At 46.9% G+C, this 9824-nt stretch carries 11 protein-coding genes and 1 rRNA gene; all 12 read right to left on the bottom strand.

Going from position 1 to position 9824, the window contains the following annotated elements; translation table 11 throughout:
- Nucleotides 1-73 (bottom strand): 16S ribosomal RNA (locus AC58QT_RS32405); the annotation flags it as partial.
- A 327-nt stretch (nt 74-400) separates the two neighbouring features.
- Nucleotides 401-1897 (bottom strand): lysine--tRNA ligase, encoded by a 1497-nt coding sequence (gene lysS / locus AC58QT_RS32400; protein WP_497412590.1) that lies wholly within the window; start codon nt 1895-1897, stop codon nt 401-403.
- A gap of 87 nt (nt 1898-1984) precedes the next feature.
- Complete coding sequence (gene greA, locus AC58QT_RS32395; RefSeq protein ID WP_310502557.1) at nt 1985-2461, bottom strand: transcription elongation factor GreA; 477 nt, start codon at nt 2459-2461, stop codon at nt 1985-1987.
- A 221-nt stretch (nt 2462-2682) separates the two neighbouring features.
- Nucleotides 2683-3699 (bottom strand): tRNA dihydrouridine synthase DusB, encoded by a 1017-nt coding sequence (gene dusB / locus AC58QT_RS32390; protein ID WP_497412589.1) that lies wholly within the window; start codon nt 3697-3699, stop codon nt 2683-2685.
- 17 nt (nt 3700-3716) lie between these two features.
- The gene (locus tag AC58QT_RS32385) at nt 3717-3929 is read right to left on the bottom strand and encodes a helix-turn-helix domain-containing protein (protein WP_310502511.1); all 213 of its coding nucleotides are present in this window, start codon (nt 3927-3929) and stop codon (nt 3717-3719) included.
- The gene (gene folK, locus AC58QT_RS32380) at nt 3911-4426 is read right to left on the bottom strand and encodes a 2-amino-4-hydroxy-6-hydroxymethyldihydropteridine diphosphokinase (RefSeq protein ID WP_497289066.1); all 516 of its coding nucleotides are present in this window, start codon (nt 4424-4426) and stop codon (nt 3911-3913) included. Before folK ends, AC58QT_RS32385 begins: the two co-directional genes overlap by 19 nt.
- Nucleotides 4423-4791: a dihydroneopterin aldolase gene (gene folB, locus AC58QT_RS32375; RefSeq protein ID WP_497289065.1), complete on the bottom strand. Its 369-nt coding sequence runs from the start codon at nt 4789-4791 to the stop codon at nt 4423-4425. Before folB ends, folK begins: the two co-directional genes overlap by 4 nt.
- A gap of 37 nt (nt 4792-4828) precedes the next feature.
- Nucleotides 4829-5650: a dihydropteroate synthase gene (gene folP / locus AC58QT_RS32370; RefSeq protein WP_497412588.1), complete on the bottom strand. Its 822-nt coding sequence runs from the start codon at nt 5648-5650 to the stop codon at nt 4829-4831.
- Between the two features lie 41 nt (nt 5651-5691).
- Nucleotides 5692-6552, bottom strand: coding sequence for an aminodeoxychorismate lyase (gene pabC, locus AC58QT_RS32365; RefSeq protein ID WP_497412587.1), 861 nt, complete (start codon nt 6550-6552; stop codon nt 5692-5694).
- 3 nt (nt 6553-6555) lie between these two features.
- Nucleotides 6556-7137 (bottom strand): aminodeoxychorismate/anthranilate synthase component II, encoded by a 582-nt coding sequence (pabA, locus tag AC58QT_RS32360; RefSeq protein WP_028557397.1) that lies wholly within the window; start codon nt 7135-7137, stop codon nt 6556-6558.
- Nucleotides 7138-7172: 35 nt separating this feature from the next.
- Nucleotides 7173-8705, bottom strand: a complete 1533-nt coding sequence (locus AC58QT_RS32355) for an anthranilate synthase component I family protein (protein WP_497412586.1) — start codon at nt 8703-8705, stop codon at nt 7173-7175.
- A gap of 113 nt (nt 8706-8818) precedes the next feature.
- Nucleotides 8819-9760: a cysteine synthase A gene (cysK, locus tag AC58QT_RS32350; protein ID WP_497412585.1), complete on the bottom strand. Its 942-nt coding sequence runs from the start codon at nt 9758-9760 to the stop codon at nt 8819-8821.
- Nucleotides 9761-9824 lie beyond the last annotated feature (64 nt).

The following is a 9824-nucleotide window of genomic DNA, read 5'->3' as shown; positions in this document are numbered from 1 at the left end:
AAACCCGCTCGACTTGCATGTATTAGGCACGCCGCCAGCGTTCGTCCTGAGCCAGGATCAAACTCTCCATAATAGAAAGATGACTTGCTCATTTGAAGCTAGCGAGATTTTACAATCTCATTTATAATCGATTACTCGACTGTGCTTACTCACTCGTTGTTCAGTTTTCAAAGATCAATCACTCTTGTCCAACCCGCTCTCTTTCGAAAGCCGGAATACCAATATACCACACTGAGTTTTTATTTGCAACTCTTTTTTGAGTTGTTTTTTGTTTGTTTCTTGTGTTTCTCGTGTTGTCCTCAGCGGCAACTTTTATAAGATACCACAGACCGCATACACTTTGCAAGTCCTAATTTCAAAAAAAATTAGAGGCACCGAATGGCGCCTCTAAACCAACCAATTACTCACCTTGACGTTCACGCATCAACGGGAATAATAAGACATCACGGATGGACGGCGCATTCGTCAATAGCATAACCAAACGGTCGATACCTATACCTAAACCACCTGTTGGCGGCATACCGTACTCAAGAGCACGAATGAAGTCTTCGTCCATTTCATGCGCTTCATCATTACCTAGATCTTTTTCACGCAACTGAGCCTCAAAGCGCTCTCTTTGGTCAATAGGATCATTAAGCTCTGTAAAAGCATTCGCATGCTCACGTGCCACGATAAAGAGTTCAAAGCGATCCGTAAAGCGCGGATCCTCAGGATTCTTTTTGGCAAGCGGAGAAATCTCTAATGGATGTCCATAGATAAACGTAGGCTGTATCAACGTCTCTTCAACAAACGTTTCGAAGAACTGGTTCACAATGTGACCAAACGTCATATGAGGCTCCACAGCAACCTTGTGCTCTTTGGCCAAGCCATGCGCTTGCTCATTCGTCATATGAACGCTAAAGTCTACACCAGTGACTTCTTTGATCGCATCAACCATGGATACACGTCTCCAACCCACAGCCAAATCAACCTCATGGTCGCCATAAGGAATCGTTGTCTGTCCAAGCACTTCTTGCGCGATATGAGCAACAAGCTCTTCTGTCAGCTTCATGATGTCTTTGTAGTCGGCATACGCCTCGTACAACTCGATCATCGTAAACTCAGGGTTGTGACGCGTAGAAATACCCTCATTACGGTATACACGACCGATTTCGTACACTTTCTCTAGTCCGCCTACGATTAGACGTTTCAAGTGAAGCTCAATTGCAATACGCATGTGCAGTTGCATATCTAGCGCGTTGTGATGCGTGTTAAAAGGGCGTGCAGAAGCACCACCTGCGATTGAATGCAAAGTTGGTGTCTCTACTTCCAAGTAGCCCAAAGAATCTAAATAACGGCGCATGGATTGAATGATTTTGGAACGAAGAATAAACGTCTTCTGAACATCTTGATTCATAATCAAATCCACATAACGTTGACGGTAGCGAAGCTCAACATCACTAAGGCCATGGAATTTATCCGGCAATGGCAGCAAAGATTTCGTCAACACCTCAAGTGATTTCACTTTAATAGAGGTTTCGCCTGTTTTCGTTTTGAAAACAACTCCTTCAACCCCTACCATGTCACCTAGATCAAGAATATCAAAAGCTTTATATATGTTGGCATCCAATGCATCTTCACGCACGTAGATTTGAATTTTCCCAGTGATGTCTTGCAGATGTGCAAAGCTAGCTTTACCCATGCTTCTCTTCTGCATGATACGCCCAGCAATACGTACTACGGCATTCGCTTCGTCTAGTTCTTCTTTGCTCATCTCTTGATAAGCAGTAAGAATGTCCCCTGCTGTATGCGTTCTTACATATTTGCCGCCGAAAGGATCGACACCAAGTCCGCGGAGCTCGTCCAATTTGTTGCGCCTGATAACGAGCAATTCATTTAATTCTAGTTCCTGACTCATGCTTTCATCTCCTACTAATTTAGTTTAGGGCTGTGAACGGAAAAAAGCTTCCTGAGGGAAGCTTTCCAAAAGGCTTGCGGCTGCACGCTACTTTTTAATATCAACAATTTGATACTGAATGACGCCAGCAGGAACGACAACATCAACGTTGGTGCCCTTTTGCTTGCCAAGAATAGCTTTACCCACAGGGCTTTCATTGGAAATCTTATTCTGCAATGGATCGGATTCAGCCGAACCAACAATGTTGTATTCTACCAAGTCACCGTATTCCAAGTCTTTCAGCGTAACAATCGACCCAACACTAACCGTGTTAATATCGACATCATCGTTATTAATAATCCGCGCATTGCGCAGCATTTTTTCTAAAGTAATGATTCTTCCTTCAATAAAAGCTTGCTCGTTCTTCGCATCTTCGTACTCGGAATTCTCACTAATATCGCCATAACCGATGGCAACCTTAATTCTTTCCGCGACTTCCCGGCGTTTCACGGACTTCAGATGCTCAAGCTCATCCTCTAATTTCCGTAGCCCTACTGGTGTAAGAATGACCTCTTTTTCAGCCATTGCCAACTGATCTCCCGTCATGTGAAAGATTTTCATATCGTTGAATCGATGCTTCCTGCTAGGAGTTGGGTCTTTATAGAGCTGATTCAAGTAGTATGAATTCACGTTTCATAATAAGTTGCTTACTCGTTAGTCTTTCAATATATGCAGGAACACATTAATATTGACTGATTATATTGCAACGGTTTCAAAATGTCAATGTCAACCATTGTTGCATTTTTTTAATGCAGCACAGCTGATTCTTCCGCTGTCCCAGACGCTGAACTTACAGCAAGATGCTCAACGTAAGCGTCCAATGTACGAACCATTTCATCCCGCTTCTCAGTCTCCATAATGATGTCTTTCACACGCGCTGCTCCAGTCATGCCTTTGAGGTACCAAGCCATGTGTTTGCGCATTTCCTTCACGGCCACATGCTCACCTTTAAGAGCAATTAAGCGGTCCATGTGCAAGATAGCGATACGGATTTTCTCTTCGGCTGTCGGTTCCGGTGGAAGTTCTCCATTCGCAAGATATTGTACAGTACGATACAACATCCACGGGTTGCCTAACGCTCCGCGTCCAATCATAACACCGTCTACACCCGTTTGATCCAACATGCGCTTTGCATCCTCTGGTGTGACGACATCCCCGTTACCGATCACGGGAATCGAAAGAGCTTGCTTCACATCGCGAATGATATCCCAATCCGCTTTGCCGGTGTAGAGCTGCTCACGAGTACGACCGTGCACACTAACCGCACTACCGCCGCCTCTTTCGACAGCTTTCGCATTCTCGACAGCATAAATATGTTCGGAGTCCCAACCAATACGCATCTTTACAGTTACAGGCTTACTCACTGCTGCAACGACAGTTGCGATCATGGCCTCAATTTTATCTGGTTGAAGCAACCATCTTGCACCCGCATCACATTTGGTGATTTTGGGAACCGGGCACCCCATGTTGATATCAATAATATCGGCATTGGTATGTTGATCAACGATTTTGGCCGCTTGAACCAACGTGTCCGTATCGCCTCCAAAAATTTGAAGACTTAACGGCTTCTCACGATCGTCGACGTAGAGCATCTCCATAGAACGTGTATTACCGTGCACGATCGCTTTATCACTAACCATTTCAGCACAGACTAGGCCTGTACCAAACTCTTTGGCAATTAGGCGAAACGCCGGATTACATACGCCCGCCATCGGGGCTAAGACGACTTTATTCGGAGCTTCGACATTTCCTATTTTCAGCATTTCAGATTACACTCCTCTCATTTCGCAATAACAGCTACTAGTTCTTCCGGTTCTATATTTAGAACTTGTGAGATATTTTGAATCATTTTGTTATCCGGCTTGCGAGTTCCTCGTTCAATCGCCCCTAAGATGGCAATGGAGACACCTAACAAATCCGCTAATTCACTCTGGGTATACCCTTTTAACTTACGAAAAGCGCGTATGCGCTGTGCTATTGAGCTTTTTTCCATAGAATAACGCCTTCCTTTCCTTCCAGTTTCTCCAAATGTGCAGAGATGGATTCAAATTGGGCGGCCTGCCGCGCGTAAAGAACCTCAGACAGAGGAACTAATACAAAAGCCCGCTCATGCATCCGCGGATGCGGAATGATCAAGTCGGGGGTCGTTAACTGATGGTCACCATATAGGAGCAGATCCAAATCAATCGTTCGAGGTCCCCAACGCAAGTCACGCGTCCGACCCAGACGGTTTTCGATGGCTAGCAAGGTAACTAATAACGCTTCAGGCGATAAGTCCGTATGAATTTGAACAACCATATTTAGAAATGCAGATTGATCCACATAGCCTACAGGCTCGGTCTCATAGATGGAGGATTGCCCCGTCACAGTAATTCCCGATTCTTCATTCAGCGCTGTAATCGCACCCTGCAAATAATGTTCCCGATTATCAATATTGGAGCCTAATGCGACGTAAGCAATGATCGTGCGTTCTCGTTCTTCGGCTGTCATTCCAATGCCCGCTTTCGATTGATCTCTATGGTAACACCGTCAAAAATGACGGCAAAGGGCGGATGCGGCTTAATAACGCGAACCGTCACTTCATTGATACTAGTATAAGTATGCAGGAGCTCGGATGCAATATTTTCTGCTAATGCCTCAATTAATTTGTACGTACGCCCTTCAACAACCTCTTTGATCAAGAAAAAGGCCTCGCCATAATGTACCGTTTCTGTTAAGTCATCGTTCTTTCCAGCTTTATCTAAAGGGAGCATCAGCTCTACATCGACGTAGAATCGCTGACCCAGCGTATTTTCTTCAGGGAACACACCATGATTACCAAAAAACTGCATGCGGGATAGGATGATTTTATCCATAGTTGAAGCCTCCAGTGAAACATTTTAACCTACTCTGTTACAGATTGCTGCGGACAATTGCATCGGTCATCACGGCCAACCTTTTGATTGCTTGGACATCGTGAACTCTAACAATTCCACATCCCTGTGCAATACCAAGGACTACGGTTGATGAAGTTCCTTCGATACGCTCCTCAGGAGGCAATCCTAAGGTTAGGCCGATAACACTTTTGCGCGATGTACCCAATAGGACGGGGTACCCCAAATCAGCGATCGCACGCAGGTTGTTCATCAGGTAGAGATTCTGCGCGTACGATTTGGCGAAGCCAATGCCAGGATCGAGAATAATATGCTCTGGCTTAACACCAGCCTGCAGAGCCTGATTCGTGCAGCGGAGAAGATCCGCTATCACCTCAGGGAGAAATTCGACATATTCTGAGTCTGTTCGATTATGGGTAATGATAAATGGACACGCCAATTGGGCTGCCACGGCTGCCATCTCCGCATCCGCTTGACCACCCCATACATCGTTGATGATATGCGCGCCTGCCTCTATAGCTTGCTTAGCAACTTCTGCTTTGTAGGTATCGATTGAGATTGGGACATTGATTTCTCTGCGAATCGCTTCGATCACTGGGATAACACGCTGCAACTCCTCATCTACAGTGACAGTTGCTGCTCCAGGTCGTGTGGACTCCCCTCCAATATCAATGATGTCCGCACCTTCCGCTACCATGTGATGAGCTCTACGTAGCGCATCCTCAATACGATTATAGCTGCCGCCATCCGAAAAGGAATCTGGCGTTATGTTTAATATGCCCATAATGATCGTACGATCATCAATGGGCAGTTCATGTCCTCTACAGGATAACACATTCATCTTGGGTTCACTTCCTATTCATTGCTGTTAGTTCGGTGCCTTTATTGACTGTAATGCTTCGTCAGTTGGCGGGTGATTGTACCTGGTGAGCCAGAACCTAATGTATAAGCTTGTCCACTCGGAGTGTACAAGGTGGTGACAGGGACTATTTCTTGAATCGAATTGACGAGAAACGCCTCGTCCGCTTCTATGAGATCTTCCCACCGGTACAAACCATCTTGGATAGGAATTTGAAGCTGCTGGGCAAGGCCCATGACATAGGCTCTTGTGATGCCCGGTAAGATTCCCGTATCGAGAGATGGGGTGTATAGGGTATCTTTTTTAACGAAAAACAGGTTACTGACGATCCCTTCAGCTACATAGCCATCCTCTGACAACATCAGGCCTTCAGCCCCTGTTGCCCATGCATATTGCCCAAGCTCTCTTTTGGCCAAAATGTTATTCATATAATGAAAGGACTTAAACCGATATAAGCCCTCTGGTGTATTTCGTGGCAGTTTCAGCAATTGCAACGCCTTGCCTTGAAGGTACGTTTTTTCATCCCTTGGAGGTAACGGCTTAATGTAGATAATTTCTGTCGGCTTCGTATAGTCACTGGATGGAAGACCTAATGCCTCTACGCCTGCAGAGACGGAGTAACGAATATACGCATCCTCTAAATGATTCGCTTGCAGTAATTCTTCAATAAGGCGTGACAGGTTCTCAAGGTTAGGCTCGTAGACAATACCAAGCTCCTGACACCCATCTGTCAAACGACGAATGTGTTCAGCAAGCAGGAAGGGCGTACGGTTATACGTCCGAAAGGTCTCAAACAAGCCGATGCCGTAAAGAAAACCGTGATCATATACTGAGACCACGGCTTGTGTTTCTTCAACTAATGTTCCATTAATAGAGATGATCATGCGTTAGACTCCTGTTTTGGCTGTGCGACGAAGAAAGTTGCGCAGCATTTGATGCCCATGCTGGGTAATAATCGATTCCGGGTGGAATTGCACACCTTCGATCGGATACTCTTTATGGCGTAAGGCCATGATTTCGCCTTCAGCTGTTTGTGCACTGATTTCCAAGCAATCAGGTAAGGTTTCTTTTTTGACAATCAAAGAATGATAACGTGTTGCGATGAAAGGAGACGGAAGTCCTTCAAATAAGGTTTTGCCATCATGGAAAATCTCCGAGGTTTTGCCATGCATCAAGCGCTCTGCGCGAATGACATCGCCACCGAAGGCTTGGCCTATGGACTGATGTCCCAGACAAACGCCGAAAATCGGGATGATCCCTTTAAAATGGTCGATCAGTGATAAGCTAATTCCAGCTTCATTCGGCGTGCACGGCCCTGGAGATATTAAGATATGGTCTGGCGCGAGCGCCTCGACGCCTGCCAAGTCAATCTCGTCATTCCGACGAACGATGACTTCCTCCCCGATCTCTCCTAAATACTGCACAAGGTTGTACGTAAACGAATCATAATTATCAATCACTAAAATCATTCTAAGCTCCCCTTTCGTCTCAGCCCGCTTGGGCCCTAAGCTCGGCTCATGCTCCGCTCGCTATATTCAATGGCTTTCCACATCGCTTTGGCTTTATTCAAGGATTCGATGTATTCACGTTCCGGAATGGAATCAATAACGATCCCCGCTCCAGCTTGAATATGTCCCATCCCTTCAACAGCTACTAGCGTGCGTATAATAATATTAAATTCCATATTGCCATTATAGTCAATCCATCCCATGGATCCTGTGTATGGACCACGACGTACGGGCTCTAGCTCTTCAATGATTTCCATACAGCGAATCTTCGGCGCACCCGTAATGGTACCGCCAGGGAAGGTCGCCGCAATGACATCGTAGGCGTCCTTACCCTCGGCCAATTCGCTGACGACTTCGGAGACGATGTGCATCACATGGGAATAGTATTCGATGACCATGAAGTCTTTGACATGGACAGAACCGTACCGTGAGATGCGTCCCATGTCGTTGCGTTCAAGGTCGACGAGCATCACGTGTTCGGCGCGCTCTTTGTCGTTGTGGATGAGCTCGCCAGCTAGGCGAAGATCATCCTGGTCGTCCTTGCCGCGCGGGCGCGTGCCAGCGATAGGACGCGTCCGCAGGACGCCGTCCTCGAGCTGCACGAGCAGCTCCGGCGAGCCAGAGACGAGGGCGAAGCCTGCGAAGCGCAGCAAGCCCATGTAGGGCGAGGGATTGACGATGCGCAGCGCCTCGTAGATTTCCTCCGGCGTCGTGCGCAGCTGCCGGCTCTGCCTGACGGACAAGTTGACTTGGAACACGTCACCTTGGGAGATGTAAGCTTGGATGCGTTCCACCGCAGCCATGTACGCTCCTTTGTCGAAGGCAGGCTCGATGCCTGCGATGCTTTCGATGTCGATGTGCAGCTGCTCGCGCGCCATCGTAGGTTGGTCGGCACCGCTCAGCGGTGTGCCGGACCAATTGCCGGCGCGGATCGCGTGCCAGCGGACGAGCATCGCTTCAGCGCGAGCGTGCGCCTGAGCGTAGAGCTCGTTGATGTCTGCGCCGTGGGTGAGCGGCATATGCACCGCGATGAACAGACTCTTCTCCGTGTGATCTAATGTCCACACCTGATCATACATAGCGAAGCTGTAATCAGGAATGGGCAGATCGTCACGCGACTGCTCTGGCAGCTTCTCAATGGTGCGAATCACATCATAGCTCCAATAGCCTACACAGCCGCCGACAAATTTGGGTGCTCCTTGAACTTTAGGGCTGTTGAAGCCCGACATCCATTGCTTCACGATATCGAGCGGCTTGCCTTGTACGCGAGAATGTGTCGAGTTCGTGTGAGTTGTTATGTCAGCTTCCAAGCCAGTCCCCCGTACAGTGGAAAAGGGATGTAGTCCAAAGTGCGTATATCTGCCGCCTTTTCCGCTTTCGAGCACGAAAGAATCCGGAGAAGCTTCTTTCCAAGCATCTTCCCAAGAGGCAATTCGATCATCTGCCAGTCCTAATTTTATTATATACGGCAGCATCGTGTAGTCTGATGAGGACCACTCCTGCCATTGTTCCACTGAAGTTAAAATCATGCCTGTTCTCCTTCAAATCCGTTAATTCGTTGTCCATTAGTATACTCCAACCCTATACAGAAAAAAAGCCCCAGCTGCAATAGCTGAAGGCTTGATCTTGTTTGGCTTTAATCTTATTGCTCTTCGAATTGGTACAAAGGCGTGGACAAGTAACGCTCACCGTTACTAGGGATTACCGCAACAACACGTTTGCCAGCGCCAAGCTCTTTAGCAACCTTCAATGCTGCGAAAATCGCTGCACCGGAGGAAATTCCGCCAAGGATTCCTTCTTCTTTAGCAACACGACGTGAAGTTTCGAACGCATCATCGTTCTCTACTGTAATAATTTCATCATAGATATTCGTGTCCAAAATACCAGGAACAAATCCTGCGCCAATACCTTGGATTTTATGAGGACCTGGTTTACCGCCAGAAAGAACTGGGGATGCCGCAGGTTCAATTGCGTAAACTTTAATGTTCGGGAAGTTTTCTTTCAAAACACTACCCGCACCTGTGATAGTACCGCCAGTACCGATACCGGAGATGAAAGCATCTAGTTTGCCATCATGTGCATTGATTGCTTCCACGATTTCTGGTCCTGTAGTTTCACGGTGAACTTTTACGTTTGCTGGGTTATTAAATTGTTGCGGGATGAAGTAGGATGGGTTCTCAGCTTGAAGCTCTTCCGCACGTTTGATCGCACCCTTCATGCCTTCTGCTCCAGGCGTTAGAACGAGCTGTGCACCATAAGCGCGAAGCAGGTTACGTCTTTCCAAAGACATTGTTTCTGGCATAACGAGGATCGCTTTATATCCTTTAGCCGCTGCCACTAATGCGATCCCGATTCCTGTGTTACCACTTGTCGGTTCTACAATGGTGTCACCTGGCTTCAATTTACCTTCTTGCTCCGCTACTTCGATCATGGAGATGGCAATACGGTCTTTAACACTGGCACCTGGGTTCTGGTACTCTAATTTCACATAAACCTCTGCACTGCCTTCTGGAACAACACGGTTCAAACGAACTAGTGGTGTATCCCCAATCAAATCCGTAATGCTCTGTACTAATCTTGCCATAATATTTCCCCTCCAGATTGAGTATTGAATGATTTCCGAGTTGTTTAGTCGGTATTAATTATAC

The sequence above is a fragment of the Paenibacillus sp. J31R109 genome (assembly GCF_059692055.1).
This window is presented reverse-complemented; position numbering and strand designations above follow the sequence as displayed.